At 72.2% G+C, this 15,435-nt stretch carries 18 protein-coding genes, 1 tRNA gene and 1 pseudogene; 15 read left to right on the forward strand and 5 right to left on the reverse strand.

Annotated features, from left to right (window positions below):
* Window positions 1-13 precede the first annotated feature (13 nt).
* Window positions 14-1,150 (forward strand): FxsB family cyclophane-forming radical SAM/SPASM peptide maturase, encoded by a 1,137-nt coding sequence (locus tag ACH4UM_RS01245; RefSeq protein ID WP_398172250.1) that lies wholly within the window; start codon window positions 14-16, stop codon window positions 1,148-1,150.
* 50 nt (window positions 1,151-1,200) lie between these two features.
* A complete protein-coding gene (gene haaN / locus ACH4UM_RS01250) occupies window positions 1,201-1,680 on the forward strand; it encodes a cyclophane-containing RiPP N-acetyltransferase HaaN (RefSeq protein ID WP_398172252.1) in 480 nt (159 codons plus the stop codon).
* Here haaN and ACH4UM_RS01255 read toward each other — a convergent pair.
* Entirely contained in the window at window positions 1,647-1,865 is a 219-nt protein-coding gene (locus tag ACH4UM_RS01255; RefSeq protein WP_398172254.1) for a DUF397 domain-containing protein, read from the reverse strand. The two genes, haaN and ACH4UM_RS01255, sit on opposite strands and share 34 nt — an antisense overlap.
* An 8-nt stretch (window positions 1,866-1,873) precedes the next feature.
* The gene (locus ACH4UM_RS01260; RefSeq protein ID WP_398172256.1) at window positions 1,874-2,725 is read right to left on the reverse strand and encodes a helix-turn-helix domain-containing protein; all 852 of its coding nucleotides are present in this window, start codon (window positions 2,723-2,725) and stop codon (window positions 1,874-1,876) included.
* A 219-nt stretch (window positions 2,726-2,944) separates the two neighbouring features.
* Between ACH4UM_RS01260 and ACH4UM_RS01265 the strand changes: the two genes are divergently transcribed.
* Window positions 2,945-3,358, forward strand: coding sequence for an ATP-binding protein (locus ACH4UM_RS01265; protein ID WP_398172258.1), 414 nt, complete (start codon window positions 2,945-2,947; stop codon window positions 3,356-3,358).
* Between the two features lie 678 nt (window positions 3,359-4,036).
* Here ACH4UM_RS01265 and ACH4UM_RS01270 read toward each other — a convergent pair.
* Window positions 4,037-4,210 carry a CsbD family protein gene (locus tag ACH4UM_RS01270; RefSeq protein WP_398172260.1) on the reverse strand — a complete coding sequence of 58 codons (174 nt, stop codon included), beginning with the start codon at window positions 4,208-4,210 and terminating at the stop codon, window positions 4,037-4,039.
* Window positions 4,211-4,417: 207 nt separating this feature from the next.
* On the opposite strand from ACH4UM_RS01270, the gene ACH4UM_RS01275 reads away from it, so the two are divergent.
* The 6 genes from ACH4UM_RS01275 (at window position 4,418) to tsaE (ending at window position 10,209) form a co-directional block, all read left to right on the forward strand.
* Entirely contained in the window at window positions 4,418-4,588 is a 171-nt protein-coding gene (locus ACH4UM_RS01275) for a hydrophobic protein (RefSeq protein ID WP_398172262.1), read from the forward strand.
* 245 nt (window positions 4,589-4,833) lie between these two features.
* Window positions 4,834-5,205, forward strand: coding sequence for a holo-ACP synthase (locus ACH4UM_RS01280; RefSeq protein WP_398172264.1), 372 nt, complete (start codon window positions 4,834-4,836; stop codon window positions 5,203-5,205).
* Window positions 5,206-5,382: 177 nt separating this feature from the next.
* On the forward strand, window positions 5,383-6,819 hold the full coding sequence (locus tag ACH4UM_RS01285) for an NAD(P)H-hydrate dehydratase (RefSeq protein WP_398172266.1): 1,437 nt from the start codon (window positions 5,383-5,385) through the stop codon (window positions 6,817-6,819).
* Between the two features lie 220 nt (window positions 6,820-7,039).
* Window positions 7,040-8,233 (forward strand): alanine racemase, encoded by a 1,194-nt coding sequence (gene alr / locus ACH4UM_RS01290; protein ID WP_398172268.1) that lies wholly within the window; start codon window positions 7,040-7,042, stop codon window positions 8,231-8,233.
* 124 nt (window positions 8,234-8,357) lie between these two features.
* Window positions 8,358-9,599, forward strand: coding sequence for an alpha/beta fold hydrolase (locus ACH4UM_RS01295; protein ID WP_398172270.1), 1,242 nt, complete (start codon window positions 8,358-8,360; stop codon window positions 9,597-9,599).
* A gap of 85 nt (window positions 9,600-9,684) precedes the next feature.
* Window positions 9,685-10,209, forward strand: a complete 525-nt coding sequence (gene tsaE / locus ACH4UM_RS01300; RefSeq protein WP_398172272.1) for a tRNA (adenosine(37)-N6)-threonylcarbamoyltransferase complex ATPase subunit type 1 TsaE — start codon at window positions 9,685-9,687, stop codon at window positions 10,207-10,209.
* A 333-nt stretch (window positions 10,210-10,542) separates the two neighbouring features.
* Here tsaE and ACH4UM_RS01305 read toward each other — a convergent pair whose 3' ends face one another.
* Window positions 10,543-11,082 (reverse strand): hypothetical protein, encoded by a 540-nt coding sequence (locus ACH4UM_RS01305; RefSeq protein ID WP_398172274.1) that lies wholly within the window; start codon window positions 11,080-11,082, stop codon window positions 10,543-10,545.
* 134 nt (window positions 11,083-11,216) lie between these two features.
* Here ACH4UM_RS01305 and tsaB point away from each other — a divergent pair, with 134 nt between their 5' ends.
* From tsaB to ACH4UM_RS01335, 6 genes are all read left to right on the forward strand, one after another.
* Window positions 11,217-11,870, forward strand: coding sequence for a tRNA (adenosine(37)-N6)-threonylcarbamoyltransferase complex dimerization subunit type 1 TsaB (gene tsaB / locus ACH4UM_RS01310; protein ID WP_398172276.1), 654 nt, complete (start codon window positions 11,217-11,219; stop codon window positions 11,868-11,870).
* Window positions 11,871-11,926: 56 nt separating this feature from the next.
* On the forward strand, window positions 11,927-12,418 hold the full coding sequence (gene rimI / locus ACH4UM_RS01315; protein WP_398173542.1) for a ribosomal protein S18-alanine N-acetyltransferase: 492 nt from the start codon (window positions 11,927-11,929) through the stop codon (window positions 12,416-12,418).
* Window positions 12,411-13,571, forward strand: a complete 1,161-nt coding sequence (gene tsaD / locus ACH4UM_RS01320) for a tRNA (adenosine(37)-N6)-threonylcarbamoyltransferase complex transferase subunit TsaD (RefSeq protein WP_398172278.1) — start codon at window positions 12,411-12,413, stop codon at window positions 13,569-13,571. Before rimI ends, tsaD begins: the two co-directional genes overlap by 8 nt.
* A complete protein-coding gene (locus ACH4UM_RS01325) occupies window positions 13,568-13,846 on the forward strand; it encodes a hypothetical protein (RefSeq protein ID WP_398172280.1) in 279 nt (92 codons plus the stop codon). The genes tsaD and ACH4UM_RS01325 overlap by 4 nt, the downstream gene beginning before the upstream one ends.
* Window positions 13,847-13,935: 89 nt before the next feature.
* Window positions 13,936-14,008, forward strand: a tRNA-Arg gene (locus ACH4UM_RS01330).
* 230 nt (window positions 14,009-14,238) lie between these two features.
* A complete protein-coding gene (locus ACH4UM_RS01335) occupies window positions 14,239-14,670 on the forward strand; it encodes an ester cyclase (RefSeq protein ID WP_398172282.1) in 432 nt (143 codons plus the stop codon).
* 192 nt (window positions 14,671-14,862) lie between these two features.
* Here the strand turns inward: ACH4UM_RS01335 and ACH4UM_RS01340 are convergent.
* A pseudogene (locus ACH4UM_RS01340) lies at window positions 14,863-15,241 on the reverse strand (glycoside hydrolase family 3 C-terminal domain-containing protein); the annotation flags it as partial.
* Window positions 15,242-15,435: the final 194 nt, after the last annotated feature.

Genomic DNA, 15,435 nt, shown 5'->3' on the forward strand with positions numbered 1-15,435 from the left:
GCGCGATCGTTCGATGACGCGGCTCCAAGTCATCGTCCCTTTCCGTACGTTCATCCTCAAGGTTGCCAACCGCTGCAACATCGACTGCGACTACTGCTTCGTCTTCAATTCACAGGATCAGGCCGCGCGGCGTCTGCCCGCCAGGATGAGCCTGGAGGTGGTTCGGGCCGCGGCCCGGCGTATCGGCGAGCACGCGACTTCGCACGGCCTGTCCGCGGTCCACGTCGTGCTGCATGGCGGGGAGCCGCTGCTTGCAGGGGTTCGGCACCTGGCGGACCTGCTGGGCGTCGTGCGTGAAGCGGTCCCGGCCGGCGTCGAGGTCCGCTTCGAGCTGCAGACCAACGCGACGCTTCTCTCCGAGGCGTGGCTGGCCGTCTTCGAGCGGTACGAGGTGGCCGTCGGAGTCAGCCTGGACGGACCCCCTGCTGCGAACGACCGGCACCGGCTGACCCGTGCCGGACGATCGAGTGCTGCCTCGACCGAGCGCGGCATCGAGCTGCTGCGCTCGCGGCCGCAGTTGTTCGCGGGCCTGCTTGCCGTTGTGGACCTGGCCAACGACCCGGTCGAGGTCCACGACTACCTGGCGTCCTTCGACCCACCAGTGATCGATTTCGGACTGCCGCATGGGACTCACGACGACCCGCCACCCCGCGGTGACGCGAGAGCGAGCGAGTACGGGTGGTGGATGAGCCGTGTTTACGACGCCTGGCTCGCGCGCCCGGAGTACCGGCATAGTGTCCGGTTGCTCGAGGACATCGTGGCGCTCAGTTCCGGCGTACGCGGCTCGGTGGAAACGCTTGGCCTCGCCCCGCCCACCAGCGTGGTCGTCGAGTCCGACGGTGGCATAGAGGGCGTGGACACCCTGCGCTCCGTCGAGGAGGGTGCCAGCTGGCTCGGACTCGACGTCTTCAACCACTCCTTCGACGAGGCCCTCGGCCATACCAAGGTCCAGCACCGGCAACACGGCAGGGACGCGCTCGCCGAGCAGTGCCAGAGCTGCGCGCTGGTGGAGGTCTGCGGAGGAGGCTACCTCCCCCATCGTTTCAGCGCCTCAAACGGCTACCGCAATCCTTCCGTGTACTGCGCGGATCTGGAGTTCCTCATCCGGCACGTCCAGGGCTCGCTGCAGCAGCATGGCTGGGACCTTTGAGCGCTGGGCAGAGAGTGAACGAAATGATCGAAGAACAACGGGAGACGCCGATGAGCGTGACCATCCGACCCGCCGACAAGCGGGACATCGGGGCCGTGGCCGAACTGATCGAGGAGATCGAGCGGTTCTACGGATCGACCGACATCCAGCCCCTCGAAGAGCGACGCTCCCAGGTGGAGGAAGCCCTTTTCGGCTCACCGCCGCTGGCATCCGCGCTCCTGGTCGAGGACCGCAACGGGGACATCGTCGGCGTCGCCGCCTACTCGTTCCTCTGGCCGGCGGCGGGCTCCTCCCACTCCCTCTTCCTCAAGGAGCTCTACGTCCGCGACACCCTCCGACGACAGGGCGTCGGCGCCCGGCTCATGGAGGAGCTCCGCTCCCTGGCGGCGGCCCGTCCCGGGTGCAGCCGCGTCGAGTGGATGACGGACCGGGACAACCCGAGCGCCCGCGCCTTCTACAAGTCGCTGGGATTCGCGGAGTTCGACGGGAAGATCGTCTACCGCGTCGACTCCGGCCCGGTCGCGGAGTAGTCCTCGCTCTTGAGGGCTTCGATGAAGGTGGTGAAGGCCCCGGCCGGGAAGGTGAGTATGGCTCTGGCCGGGATTTTTGAGTCGCGGATGGCTATTCGGGGGTGCACATTCGCGATCTCGACACAGTCGTTGCCTTCACCGCCGCCGGAGTAGGAGGACTTCCGCCACCGTATGTGGGTCATCATGCTGTTCCTCACAGTTCCTTGGCTAGGTCATGGATGAGATCACGCGACTGCTTCGGGGGAAGCGATTCCGCTTTCACCCTACGGAAAAGCTTCCGAAAGTGCTCCAGTTGGGCCTCGGAGTCGACGAACGCCGTACCGTGCGGAGCGTCCCGCACCACGGTGTCCAAGAGGGGGACCGTCCCGCCGAGGTGCACCATGGTGCTTCCGGCACCCGCGAAGTCGTCCAGCGCGAACGGGATGACCCGCACGGTGACGTGGTCGGCCTCGGACATCTCAAGGATGCGTGCCAGCTGGGTCCGGGTAGCGTTGCGTCCTGCCACCTTGATGCGCAGCGCCGCCTCGTGGATCACAGTCTCGTATGGCATCGGATCCGGGCCCTCGATGACCACCTTCCGCCTCATCCTGTGTCCCACCCTCAGCTCCACCTCGTCCTCCGGGAACTCCGGATTCATGTAGGCGAAGAGGGCTCGGGCGTAGTGATCCGTCTGAAAGAGCCCGGGCACGTGGATGACGGCCACGTCGTGACGGAACGTCGCGTGGTGGTCCAACTCGGCAAGGTCCAGATAGGCGGCGGGGAGAACATGTCGGTACTCCTCCCACCAACCCCGCGTTCGGTCGGTGGCCATGGCCACCAAGGCGTCGACCAACCCCCCGTCGGAACAGGCGTAATTGGCGGCGAGTCGACGCAGCCGCTGCTCGCTCACGCCTGAGATTCCGGACTCGATCTGGCTCATCTGGACAGAGTTCGTGCCGAGCAGGCTTGCCGCCTCAGTTGCCTTGAGCCCTGCAGCCTCACGCAGCTTCCGGAGCTCTGCGCCCAAGCGCACCTGACGTGCTGTGGGTTGCCGTCTTGCCGGCACGACGTCCTTCTCTCTTCAACAGCTCTGGTGAAGCGACTCTTTCGAGGGCCAGATTACGCGACTCGCTTGTGGCGACTGAAATTTATGACCTACTGTCAGTCATCAGGCGCATACGTACAGGAAGCGCACCGCTCCGTCCTGCCACGGCGGCTGCGGCAATGCCACCGCCCGTCACGCCGCCGTAGATCACAACCCTCACCCCTCGAACGGAGCTCACCCATGCCCGAAACAGCCCGCGATCCCTGGGAGTACTGCCTCTACATCCCCAACGACCCCCGGGCCGTCACCGTGAGTCGCCGTACCCTCCGCCTGATCCTCACCGTGCACGGCTTGGTCGGCCGCGTGGACGTCGCCGAACTCCTCGCGGCCGAGCTGGTCTCCAACGCGGTATGGCACACGAAGGGGCCGGCCGCCCTGCGGGTGCGCTGGGCGGCCGGGGTGCTGCGGATCGGGGCGTGGGACGCGGACCCCGCGCCGCCGGAGCCGCCGGTGCCCCTGGTGGAGGTGGTGGACCTGGAGGAGGGGCGGGGTCTGGCGCTGGTGCGTGCCTGTGCCGACCTGTGGGGCTGGCAGCCGCTGTCCAGGGAGGGCAACCGCGGGAAGGTCGTGTGGTGCGAACTGGCCGCGGCTTAGCGAAAAGTGACGATGGGTCCGTCGAAGGTCATGTGGGTGTCACCCCCACGCGTGAATGGGCTGCCTGGGCTCAACGCAATCCGGCCCTGACCGAACTGGAGTGATCTGGCTCCGTGGTGCGCTGGTGGCGCGCCCTGGGCCCGTCCGTAGTGGCGTCAAGGCGTGGGAAGTCGGTGGTGTCGCCGCAGGTGGGCCCTGTGAGCATCGTCGATGCGTACGGCGGCAGAACGCCTCGGCACTTGCCATAGAGGGCGCCAAGAGCTTCTCGACCGAGTCCAGCGCCACGAGGTACGCCCGCACCGCCCGCCAGTCACCGGCGCGGGCCGCCGTGCGCAGCGGCCCGAGTTCGGGCAACGTCCGGTACGGATCGAAGGTCGGCCCCGGCGAAGTACCGGATCCGCCGTTGCCGCCGCCGGCCGTGCCGCTGCTCATGTCCCCGCCCCCTGGCCCGTGCAGAGACACCGGCGCGCCGGCCGGCCCCCCGGGGCGCGCTGACGGTGTGTGAAGTGATCAAGTCGCCGCAGGCTAGCAGTCCGCTGTGACAGAGGGGCGGCGGAGGGGCGGGTGAGGGCGGGTGGGGGCGGGTGGGGATGTTGGCGCGATCCCGGCACGGCGGTGCCCCCGGGCCGGATCGGTCCGGGGGCAGGGGGTGCCGCTGGGACTTCCGGGTCCCGTGGGTCAGTCCCGGAAAACGTCCTTGGTCTTTTCCAGGGCTTCGCGGGCGTCGCCGCGGGATTCCTTCATACGGCCCTCGGCCTGCATGCGCTCGTTGCCCATGGCGCGTCCCGCGGCCTTCTCGGTCTTGCCCTTGAGCTGCTCGGCCTTCGCCTGCGCCTTCTCGTTGCCGGCCATTTTCTTCCCATCCCCTCGTGGTTGTGGAATTTCGTGACGTCCGCATTTCCGCCGCGCAGGCCGTCAAACGCCTTGATCCCACTTCCTGGTGCCGCCCGGGTGCGGGTGAGCCATTCCGTATTCCCCCGGGTTCGACGAAGAAACCACGAATTTCCGGCGCTTGTTCGCTCGATGAGGGGGCATTCGGCTCACTGGAGGTTGATAGACATGGTTCCCTTGCTTCTGGTTCTGCTTCTGGCTCTGATCCTCTTCGGCGCGGGCTTCGCGCTGAAGGCGCTGTGGTGGATCGCCGTCATCGTGCTCGTCGTGTGGCTGCTGGGCTTCGTCGTACGCCCGGCCGGCGGCGGCGGCCGGCGGGGCCGTTGGTACCGCTGGTAGACAGTCGCTTCATACGGCCGCTTCATACGGCGAGGGACCCCGGCTCCGGCCGGGGTCCCTCGCCGTATGCGCACGACGCGATGTCCCCGGGGGCGCACATCGCGCAGAGGGTGTGAAAACCGGCGTAACTCCTGCTTCGCCGGGCAGGAGCAGGACGTCGGGCGCCGGCCGCGCAAGGAACCAGCGCCTCCACCCCGGCGCCCGACGTCCCGGCCCGCAACCGCGACCTGCGTAGGCTGCTCGGCATGAGCATCATCGGGGTCGGAATCGATGTGGCCGAGATCGACCGCTTCGCGGCGTCGCTGGAGCGGACGCCCACGCTGGCGCGACGGCTCTTTGTGGAGAGCGAGTTGCTGCTGCCCAGCGGGGAACGCCGGGGCATCGCCTCGCTCGCCGCCCGCTTCGCCGCCAAGGAGGCGGTCGCCAAGGCCCTCGGCGCACCGGTCGGGCTGCACTGGACGGACGCGGAGGTGTACGTCGAGGACTCCGGCCGGCCACGGCTGAGGGTCCAGGGCACCGTCGCGGCCCGGGCGGCCGAACTCGGCGTCCGCACCTGGCACATCTCCCTGAGCCATGACGCGGGGGTCGCGTCGGCGGTGGTGATCGCGGAGGGGTGAGGGCTTCCGTCGGCGCTGTCCGCCCCCGGTGCTGTCCTCCCTCGGCGTTTGCGGCTCCCGGCGCCGTCCTCCCTCGGCACTCGCCGGAGCCGGGTCCGCCCTCCAGGACGTGGAAGGGGAGGAGCACGGGCCATGTGCGGGTGCGGCACCGGACGGATCCGGGGCAGACTCGACCGCATGCGTACCGCGTACAGCGTAGAGACGGTCAGGACAGCCGAACGCGCGCTCATGGCGCGGCTCCCCGACGGCGCCCTCATGCAGCGTGCCGCCGCCGGACTCGCCGCCGCCTGCGCGGACTTGCTCGGGCGGGTCTACGGCCGCCGGGTGGTGCTCCTGGTCGGCAGCGGGGACAACGGGGGCGACACCCTGTACGCCGGGGCCCGGCTGGCCCGCCGCGGCGCCGGGGTGGCCGCGGTGCTGCTCGCGCCGGAGCACACCCACCCCGCAGGCCTGGCAGCCCTGCGGCGGGCGGGCGGCAGCGTCGCGCGGCCCGGTGCGGCCGAGGGGCTGATCGACCGGGCCGATCTGGTCGTCGACGGCATCGTCGGCATCGGCGGCAAGGGCGGGCTGCGTCCCGGCGCCGCCCCGCTGGCCGAGCGTGCCGCGCGCGCCGGGGCGGCCGTCGTCGCCGTGGACCTGCCGAGCGGAGTGGAGGCGGACACCGGCGAGGTGCGCGGGGCCGCCGTCCACGCCGACCTGACCGTCACCTTCGGCACCCACAAGCCGGGGCTGCTCATCGACCCGGCCCGCGAGTACGCCGGCACGGTCCGCCTCGTCGACATCGGCCTGGGCCCGGAACTGCCCGCCGAGCCCGAACTGGAGGCACTGCAGCACGCCGACGTGGCCCGCCTGCTGCCGCTGCCCGCCGCCGAGAGCGACAAGTACCGCCGGGGCGTCGTCGGCATCGCTGCGGGCTCGGCCCGCTACCCGGGCGCGGCCGTGCTCGCCGTCTCGGGCGCGCTGCGCGGCGGGGCGGGCGCGGTGCGCTACGTCGGCCCGGCCGGGCAGGCGGTCGTCACCCGTTTCCCCGAGACCCTCGTCTCCGACCGGGGGCCGCGCAGGGCGGGCCGCGTGCAGGCATGGGTGGTGGGGCCGGGCGCGGGGGAGGACGCCACCGCCGTCGCCGAGGTGGTGGACACGGACGTACCCGTACTGATCGACGCGGACGGACTGCGCCTGGCCGACCGCGACGCCGTACGCGCCCGTAGCGCCCCGACCCTGATGACCCCGCACGCCGGCGAGGCCGCGGCCCTGCTCGGCGTGGCGCGGGAGGAGGTCGAGGCGGCCCGCCTGTCCGCCGTCCGTGAACTCGCCGCCCGCTACGGGGCGACCGTCCTCCTCAAGGGCTCGACCACGCTCGTCGCCGACCCGGACGGCGGGCCCGTACGGGTCAACCCGACCGGGACGCCGTGGCTCGCCACGGCCGGCAGCGGTGACGTGCTGTCCGGCCTGGCGGGCTCGCTGCTGGCGGCCGGTCTGTCCGCCCGCGACGCGGGCAGCGTGGCCGCCTATCTGCACGGGCTGGCAGGCCGCTTCGCCGCCGACGGCGCACCGCTCGGCGCGCACGACATCGCGGAGACCCTCCCGCAGGCCTGGCGGGACGTGCGGGACTGAGCGGACGGCGGGGCCGGTCGTCCAGGACTGAGCGGACGGCGGGGCCGGTCGTCCAGGACCGAGCGGACGGCGGGGCCGGTCGTCCGGGACCGAACGCACGGACCGGGCGGCCGGCCGCGCGCGTGTGCGGGGAAGCGGCGGGGAAGCGGCGGGGAAGTGAGCGAGCTCGCGCGACCGGTGCCGCGGGGGTGTCCGGCCCCTCTGAGACACTGGGGGCGCGATGACTGAGACAGCACACCCGCGGACGGCACCGCTGCGCGCCCGCGCCGAGATCGATCTGGCCGCCCTGCGGGCCAACGTGCGGGCCCTGCGCGACCGGGCGCCCGGCGCTGCCCTCATGGCCGTGGTCAAGTCCGACGCCTACGGTCACGGCGCGGTCCCGTGCGCCCGCGCGGCCGTCGACGCCGGGGCGACCTGGCTCGGCACCGCCACCCCCGAGGAGGCGCTCGCCCTGCGCGCGGCCGGGCTGCCGCCCGAGCGGGTCAGGATCATGTGCTGGCTGTGGACGCCCGGCGGGCCCTGGCGCGAGGCGGTCGAGGCCGACCTCGACGTGTCCGTGAGCGGGATGTGGGCCCTGGCGGAGGTACGCGCGGCCGCGCGGAGCGCCGGGCGTCCCGCGCGCGTGCAGCTGAAGGCCGACACCGGCCTCGGCCGCAACGGCTGCCAGCCCGTCGACTGGCCCGAACTCGTCGCCGGGGCGCTGCGTGCCGAGGCCGAGGGGCTCGTCCGCGTCACCGGACTGTGGTCGCACTTCGCCTGCGCCGACGAGCCCGGACACCCCTCCATCGCCGCCCAGCTCGACCGCTTCCGCGAGATGGTCGGACACGCCGAGCGGCAGGGCGTCCGCCCCGAGGTGCGGCACATCGCCAACTCGCCCGCCACGCTCACCCTCCCCGAGACCCACTTCGACCTCGTCCGCACCGGCATCGCCCTCTACGGCGTCTCGCCCAGCCCCGAACTCGGCACCCCGGCCGACTTCGGACTGCGCCCGGTGATGACCCTGTCTGCATCCCTCGCCCTGGTGAAGCACGTACCGGGCGGCCACGGCGTCAGCTACGGCCATCACTACGTCACCGCGGGCGAGACCACCCTCGGCCTGGTCCCCGTCGGCTATGCGGACGGCATCCCGCGCCACGCCTCGGGAGCCGGTCCGGTCCTGGTCGGCGGCAAGTGGCGTACGGTCGCGGGCCGGGTCGCCATGGACCAGTTCGTGGTCGACCTGGGGGGCGACGAGCCCGAGGTCGGCTCACGGGCCGTCCTCTTCGGCCCCGGTGACCACGGCGAGCCCACCGCCGAGGACTGGGCGCAGGCCGCGGGCACCATCGGTTACGAGATCGTCACGCGGATCGGAACGCGCGTTCCCCGCGTCTATGTGAACGAGGAGCGGGACGAGCAGGGCGGCCCGAACCCATAGGCGGCCGGAACCCATGGACGACCGGAACCGATGAGGACGACCGGGGCCGGCCGGGACCGGACGGAACCGACAGCAGGGACGGCATGGCCAACCCGCAGGCGGACAGGGCAAAGAGGAGCGGTACGTGAGCGAGAGCAGTGCGGAGGCCATCGCGAGCGCCGCCAAGGCGGCCGTCGCCTCCGCGGTGGGGGCGGCCGGTGGCTGGCGCAGGGCGACCGGCATCGCGGGCGCCGCGATAGGCGTGGTGGCGGCGGGCGCCGCCGCCGGTGTCGCCATCGAGCGGATGACCGTCGGCCGCGGGATGCGCAGGAAGGCCCGGCTCGCCCTGGACTCGGCGGGCCCGTACGGGGCGCTGCGCGGGACCCCCGGCAAGGCCCGGGCCGACGACGGCACCGAGCTGTACTACGAGGTCGACGACGTCGAGCCCGACACCGCGGCGGCCCTCGGCCCACGCCGCCGCCGTCTCTTCGGCCGCAAGGCCCCCGCCCCCGTCACCGTCGTCTTCAGCCACGGCTACTGCCTCAGCCAGGACTCCTGGCACTTCCAGCGCGCGGCACTGCGCGGCGTCGTACGGACCGTGCACTGGGACCAGCGCAGCCACGGCCGCTCCGGGCGGGGCGTGGCGCAGACCAGGGACGACGTGCCGCTGACCATAGACCAGCTGGGCCGCGATCTGCGGGCCGTCATAGAAGACGCCGCCCCGGAGGGGCCGCTCGTGCTGGTCGGCCACTCCATGGGCGGCATGACGGTCATGGCCCTGGCCGCCCAGTATCCCGAGCTGATCCGCGAGCGGGTGGTCGCCACCGCCTTCGTCGGTACGTCCTCGGGCCGGCTGGGCGAGGTCAACTTCGGGCTGCCGGTGGCCGGCGTCAACGCGGTGCGCCGGGTACTGCCCGGCGTGCTGAAGGCGCTCGGGCAGCGCGCCGAACTGGTGGAGAAGGGGCGGCGGGCCACGGCCGACCTGTTCGCCGGGATCATCAAGCGGTACTCGTTCGCCGGGCGGGACATCGACCCGGCGGTCGCCCGGTTCGCCGAGCGGATGATCGAGGGCACCCCGATCGACGTGGTCGCCGAGTTCTACCCGGCCTTCACCGACCACGACAAGACCGAGGCGCTCGCCCTCTTCAAGGACATGCCGGTGCTCGTCCTGGCCGGGGTCCAGGACCTGGTCACGCCCAGCGAGCACAGCGAGGCCATCGCCGATCTGCTCCCCGACGCCGAGCTGGTGCTGGTCCCGGACGCGGGGCACCTGGTGATGCTGGAGCACCCGGAGGTCGTCACCGACCGGCTCGCCGACCTGCTCGCTCGCGCAGGAGCGGTGCCAACCACGACTACCGTGGGTGGCTGCGACTCCGCCTCCTCCTGACGGAGGTGGCTTCCAGCCTTCGGCTGCGGTCCAGCCGGACCGGCCCCTCGCGGGGCGTGACAAGCACTACTGCAAGTGAGTGACGATGGAAGAAACCGCAGCAACGCACGCCGGGGCGCCCCACGGTGTCGCAGCTCAGATCACCGTCAACTCCCCCGAGCAGATGAGGGAGCTGGGCCGCCGTCTGGCCAAGCTGCTGCGCGCGGGCGACCTCGTGATGCTCAGCGGTGAGCTCGGCGCGGGCAAGACCACGCTGACCCGCGGACTCGGCGAGAGCCTCGGCGTGCGCGGCGCCGTCACCTCCCCGACCTTCGTGATCGCCCGTGTGCACCCTTCCCTCGGCGGCGGTCCGCCGCTCGTCCACGTCGACGCCTACCGCCTGTCCGGCGGCCTGGACGAGATGGAGGACCTCGACCTCGACGTCTCGCTGCCGGAGTCGGTGATCGTCGTGGAGTGGGGCGAGGGCAAGGTCGAGGAGCTGACCGACGAGCGGCTGCAGGTCCTGATCCACCGGGCGGTCGGCGACACCACGGACGAGGTGCGGCACGTCACGGTGACGGGGATCGGGGAGCGGTGGGCGGCCGTGGACCTGGGGGTTCTCACCGCCTGAGGCCCACCGGCGGTTCCGACAGGGTGTCGGCATGTTCTTGCGCCGGGCCTCCAGGCGTGGTCACATGGTGTCCAGCCCGTAGTTAGGCGTGCCTAACTACGCCGCCACCGAACGCCAGGAGGCGTCCATGCCGGCCACCGACAACCAGCCGCCGCGGCGGCCACCGCCACGGCCGTACGTGGTCGGGGGCCTGTCCATGCGTGAGCTGCTGGCCTCCTGCGCCGCGGCGGACGCGATCTCACGGCCGCCGCGCGCCCCGGAGCCGGCGGCTGCCCGCCCGGCGCCCCGCCCGTCCGCCCGTTCGGATGAAGACCGCCGCGAAGCCGCATAGCCCTATCGGATGACGACGACCTTCTGCCCGATCGTCGCGAACATCCACATCGTCTCGCCGTCCGCCTGCGACTCGCGGATGCCGCCGGTCTTCACGCCCGCCGTCGTGTCGACGTCCGGCGTGGCGCCGTCCACGGCCGCGCTGAAGCCGATGACCACCCCGTTCACGTCGGCGAAGCGCACGACGTGCTCGACGGGCACACCGTCGGTTCCGGTGATCGCCTTCGACCGCGAGGTGACCACGTAGGTGCCCGGAGCGGGGTCGACGCTGCCGGGAGCGACCTTGAAGGTGTTCTCGACCCGGTTGCCCGCGCCGACCAGCCACACCCGGTCGTCGTCCACCGAGTACACGACCCGCTCGCCGGTACCGGAGCCCCCGGGCAGGGCGGCGGGGTGCAGCTTGTCGCGGGGCGCCTTGGTGGCGCTCGCCGCCGGCGTCGCACTCGCGCCGGGCTGGCCGCTCAGGCTCTGCGGGACGCTCGCCTGGGCCCGGTAGGCGAGGAAGCCGACCACGGCGACGGCAGCCGCGGTGAGCCCGGCCACGAATCCCGAGCTGCTCCTTGTCACCGTCCACCGCCGTATCACGTCGTACGAGCTGCCTTGCGGCGACCGTAGCAGTCAGGGGCGGGCGTACCCGGGCGGCCGTGTCCGTGCCGCGGGAGCCGTAGGCTGTTTGCGTGCTCTTGCTCGCTCTGGATACCGCCACCCCCGCCGTCACCGTCGCCCTGCACGACGGCACGGCCGTCATCGCCTCGTCGAGCCAGGTGGACGCACGCCGGCACGGAGAGCTGCTGCTGCCGGCCGTCGACCGGGTCCTCGCCGAGGCCGGGCTCGGGCTGGACGCCGTCACGGGCATCGTCGTCGGCATCGGCCCCGGCCCGTACACCGGACTGCGCGTCGGCCTGATGACCGCCGACACCTTCGGGCTCGCCCTCGGTGTCCCGGTGCACGGCGTGTGCACGCTCGACGGCCTCGCCTACGCGGCCGATCTCCCCGGCCCCTTCGTCGTGGCGACCGACGCCCGCCGCAAGGAGGTCTACTGGGCGCGGTACGCCGACTCCCGCACCCGGGTCACCGACCCGGCCGTGAACCGGCCCGCCGACATCGCCGACCAGGTCGGCGACCTGCCCGCGGTCGGCGCGGGCGCGCTGCTGTACCCCGGCACCTTCCCCAGGACGCACGAGCCCGAGCACGTCTCGGCCGCCGCCCTCGCCTCGCTCGCCGCCGAGAAGCTGGCCGCCGGCGAGGAACTGCCCGCGCCCCGGCCGCTCTACCTGCGCCGGCCGGACGCCCAGGTGCCCAAGAACTACAAGGTGGTCACCCCCAAGTGACGCGACGAGCGACGGGACAGACGACGACCGGGTCCGCGGGTCACGTACTGCGTGAGATGCGCTGGTGGGACATCGACCCGGTGCTGGTGCTGGAGAAGGACCTGTTCCCCGAGGACACCTGGTCCCGGGGCATGTTCTGGTCCGAGCTGGCGCACTCCCGGGGCCCGGAGGCCACCCGGCGGTACGTGGTCGCCGAGGAGAACGGGCGGGTCGTGGGGTACGCCGGGCTGGTCGTCACCGGTGACCAGGGCGACGTCCAGACCATCGCCGTCGCCCGCGACCAGTGGGGCACCGGGCTGGGCTCCCGGCTGCTGGCCGAACTGCTGCGGGCCGCGACCGCCTTCGAGTGCACCGAGGTGCTGCTCGAGTGCCGGGTGGACAACGTCCGCGCGCAGAAGCTCTACGAGCGCTTCGGCTTTGAACCCATCGGTTTCAGACGCGGCTACTACCAGCCGGGGAACGTGGACGCCCTGGTGATGCGCCTGACCGATCCAGCAACCTCCGTAACCTCAGTCAACGGCGTAGAAGGAACCGAGACCCATGGCTGACACCCGGGACGAGCCGCTCGTCCTCGGCATCGAGACGTCCTGCGACGAGACCGGCGTCGGCATCGTGCGGGGCACCACGCTGCTGGCCGACGCGGTCGCCTCCAGCGTCGACGAGCACGCCCGCTTCGGCGGCGTCGTCCCCGAGGTGGCGTCAAGGGCCCACCTGGAGGCGATGGTGCCGACCATCGACCGCGCGCTGAAGGAGGCGGGGGTCCGCGCGAGGGACCTGGACGGCATCGCGGTCACGGCCGGCCCCGGTCTGGCCGGCGCCCTGCTGGTCGGCGTCTCGGCGGCGAAGGCGTACGCCTACGCCCTGGGCAAGCCGCTCTACGGCGTCAACCACCTCGCCTCGCACATCTGCGTGGACCAGCTGGAACACGGCCCGCTGCCGGAACCGACGATGGCGCTGCTGGTGTCGGGCGGGCACTCCTCGCTCCTGCTGTCCACGGACATCACCGCCGACGTACGCCCCATGGGCGCGACGATCGACGACGCGGCGGGCGAGGCGTTCGACAAGATCGCGCGCGTGTTGGACCTGGGCTTCCCGGGCGGGCCGGTCATCGACCGGTACGCACGCGAGGGCGACCCGGAGGCGATCGCCTTCCCGCGCGGTCTGACCGGCCCGCGCGACCCGGCGTACGACTTCTCCTTCTCCGGCCTGAAGACGGCGGTGGCCCGCTGGATCGAGGCCAGGCGGGCGGCCGGGGAGGAGGTCCCGGTCCGTGACGTGGCCGCCTCCTTCCAGGAGGCCGTGGTGGACGTGCTGACCCGCAAGGCCGTACGGGCCTGCAAGGACGAGGGCGTCGACCACCTGATGATCGGCGGCGGGGTGGCCGCCAACTCCCGCCTGCGCGCCCTGGCCCAGGAGCGCTGCGAGGCGGCCGGCATCCGCCTGCGCGTCCCGCGCCCCAAGCTCTGCACGGACAACGGCGCGATGGTGGCGGCCCTGGGCGCGGAGATGGTGAGCCGCAACCGCGCGGCCTCGAGCTGGGACCTGTCGGCGGACTCGTCGCTGCCGGTGACGGACCCGCACGTACCGGGCGACGACCAGGCCCACCCCCAAGGCCACACCCGCGCCCGCGGCCAGGCCCACACCCACGTGCACGATCATGATCACGTGCACGAGGTCAGCAAGGAGAACCTCTACTCATGACGGTCGCCCTGATGTGGGAGGCCCGCGCGGCCGAGGGCCGGGGCGACGAACTGCTCGCCTGGGTGCGGAGGCAGACCCTTCCTGCCCAGCCCTTGCGCCGCGAGAGCTTCCGCGCCCCGCAGGACCGGGTCCTGGTCATCACCTGGTGGGACGCGGACCACGACGCCGAACTCCCTGAACTGCCCGAGCCGGTGGGGGAGTTGATGACACGGTCGGTGCATCGGTGGCGGTTCGAGTCGATGGGCCCGGAGGCGGGCGAGGAGACGGGCGCGTAGACGGGCGCGGGTCACTGAGTGGCGCGTACCGGGCCGGGTGCGCTATGATCATCACACGCGAACGGCCGGAACACCGGCCCGAACGCGGTGCGTTGGTGGTCCAAGGAAAGACGTCCCGCTTCCTGCGGGGAGATGCAGGTGCAAGGCCTGCCCGGCGCTCCACTTCACCCCGCCCGCCACCGGTCATCCGGTGGCGGGCGGGGTGTTTTGCGGTGCTCGCACTCCGGCGGCCCCGGCGCAGGAACCTCTCGTGCTCAGGCGCGCATCCCACGGCCCCCTGCCCGGCCGGCCGCCAGGATGCACGCTCTGTCCGGCGGTCCCAGCATGGAAGTGGAGGACGACGACTCGGGGCGGTGGCGGAGGGGACGCCTCACGGCGGAGTGGAGGCTCTCATGGCAGACAACGAACAGTTCGTACGTCACCTTTTCGAGGCGTGGAACAACCGCGACTACGACGCCATCGCGGGGGCGGTCGCTCCCGACTGCACCCTCGTGGAGGAGGGCAGCGGACGGACCCTCAAGGGCCCGCAGGGGTTCACCAAGCTCGCCAAGGCCCTGTTCGACGCCATGCCCGACGGCAAGTTCCACCTGGACCACCTCACGGCCCAGGGCGACACGGTGGTCATCGAGTACACGGGCAACGGAACCCAGACCGGCGACCTGATCCTGCACGCGGGCACGGTCCCCGCGACCGGCCGGGAGGTCACGGTGCACGCGTGCGACATCTACGAGGTTCACGACGGCAAGGTCACGGAGGCCCGCGCCTATCTGGACACCGGGGGCATCATGGCCCAACTGGGCCTGACCGAGCGGATGGGCGCCTGACCCGGAGGGCGCGCGTCGCAGGGGCGGCCGGCCGCGGCCGCCCCTGCAGCGCACCTGCCGTCCGGATCGAGCGGCGCTCCGCTCGCCCACTCACCCCTCCCACGCCACCTCCGTCTCGCACCGCAGCCGCCGATCCGCGCCCGGTTCGCGCACCGGCCCCGTCAGCGTCGGCCGGGCCGTGTGGCGGACGTCCGTGCCGCGCCCGAACAGGCCCGACCGGTCGGCCCAGTACGGCCACGCGCGTGTCCGCCTCCGACGCGCGCGCCACCGCCTCCTCCAAGCCCGAGGTGTCCGGGTCCAGTACGCCGCAGCCCTCGGCGAACGTCACCTTCGCGTCGGGGAGTTCCACGCGCAGGGCCTCCAGCAGGGTCGGGATCTCGATGCCCGCCGGGACGTCCGGGTGCTGGGTGCCCACGTGGGAGGGGAAGGAGTAGCAGCCGAGCATCGCCAGGGCGTCCGCCGCCCTCGGGCCGACCACCGCGATCCGGGCGCCGGGGGACAGGGGGAGCACGCCGCCGGGGTCCGACAGGAGCACCGCCGACTGCTCGGCCGGGCGGCGGGCCACGGCCCGGATGGAGCCGGCGAGGAGTCTGGTGGTGCGCAGCAGCACGGCGCCGCCGGCGCCGTGACTCTCGCGCCTTCGGCGCCTTCGGGACTTCCGAGGACGCGTGTCCGAACGCACCCGAAGGTCGTTGAATATGGAAGTTTCCAGGGGGGAGTGCCGACCCGGACTCGCCGGGCGGGGCCGATGCGGGACCGCGAACG

The organism is Streptomyces sp. NPDC020801, assembly GCF_044334385.1.
In the GTDB taxonomy this organism is placed as follows: domain Bacteria; phylum Actinomycetota; class Actinomycetes; order Streptomycetales; family Streptomycetaceae; genus Streptomyces.

What these genes read in the sequence shown, in the direction of transcription:
- ACH4UM_RS01245 (WP_398172250.1), top strand. Translation starts at nt 14, where the DNA reads ATGACGCGGCTCCAAGTCATCGTCCCTTTCCGTACGTTCATCCTCAAG.
- haaN (WP_398172252.1), top strand. Translation starts at nt 1,201, where the DNA reads ATGAGCGTGACCATCCGACCCGCCGACAAGCGGGACATCGGGGCCGTG.
- ACH4UM_RS01255 (WP_398172254.1), bottom strand. Translation starts at nt 1,865, where the DNA reads ATGATGACCCACATACGGTGGCGGAAGTCCTCCTACTCCGGCGGCGGT.
- ACH4UM_RS01265 (WP_398172258.1), top strand. Translation starts at nt 2,945, where the DNA reads ATGCCCGAAACAGCCCGCGATCCCTGGGAGTACTGCCTCTACATCCCC.
- ACH4UM_RS01270 (WP_398172260.1), bottom strand. Translation starts at nt 4,210, where the DNA reads ATGGCCGGCAACGAGAAGGCGCAGGCGAAGGCCGAGCAGCTCAAGGGC.
- ACH4UM_RS01275 (WP_398172262.1), top strand. Translation starts at nt 4,418, where the DNA reads ATGGTTCCCTTGCTTCTGGTTCTGCTTCTGGCTCTGATCCTCTTCGGC.
- ACH4UM_RS01280 (WP_398172264.1), top strand. Translation starts at nt 4,834, where the DNA reads ATGAGCATCATCGGGGTCGGAATCGATGTGGCCGAGATCGACCGCTTC.
- ACH4UM_RS01285 (WP_398172266.1), top strand. Translation starts at nt 5,383, where the DNA reads ATGCGTACCGCGTACAGCGTAGAGACGGTCAGGACAGCCGAACGCGCG.
- alr (WP_398172268.1), top strand. Translation starts at nt 7,040, where the DNA reads ATGACTGAGACAGCACACCCGCGGACGGCACCGCTGCGCGCCCGCGCC.
- tsaE (WP_398172272.1), top strand. Translation starts at nt 9,685, where the DNA reads ATGGAAGAAACCGCAGCAACGCACGCCGGGGCGCCCCACGGTGTCGCA.
- rimI (WP_398173542.1), top strand. Translation starts at nt 11,927, where the DNA reads ATGCGCTGGTGGGACATCGACCCGGTGCTGGTGCTGGAGAAGGACCTG.
- tsaD (WP_398172278.1), top strand. Translation starts at nt 12,411, where the DNA reads ATGGCTGACACCCGGGACGAGCCGCTCGTCCTCGGCATCGAGACGTCC.
- ACH4UM_RS01325 (WP_398172280.1), top strand. Translation starts at nt 13,568, where the DNA reads ATGACGGTCGCCCTGATGTGGGAGGCCCGCGCGGCCGAGGGCCGGGGC.
- ACH4UM_RS01335 (WP_398172282.1), top strand. Translation starts at nt 14,239, where the DNA reads ATGGCAGACAACGAACAGTTCGTACGTCACCTTTTCGAGGCGTGGAAC.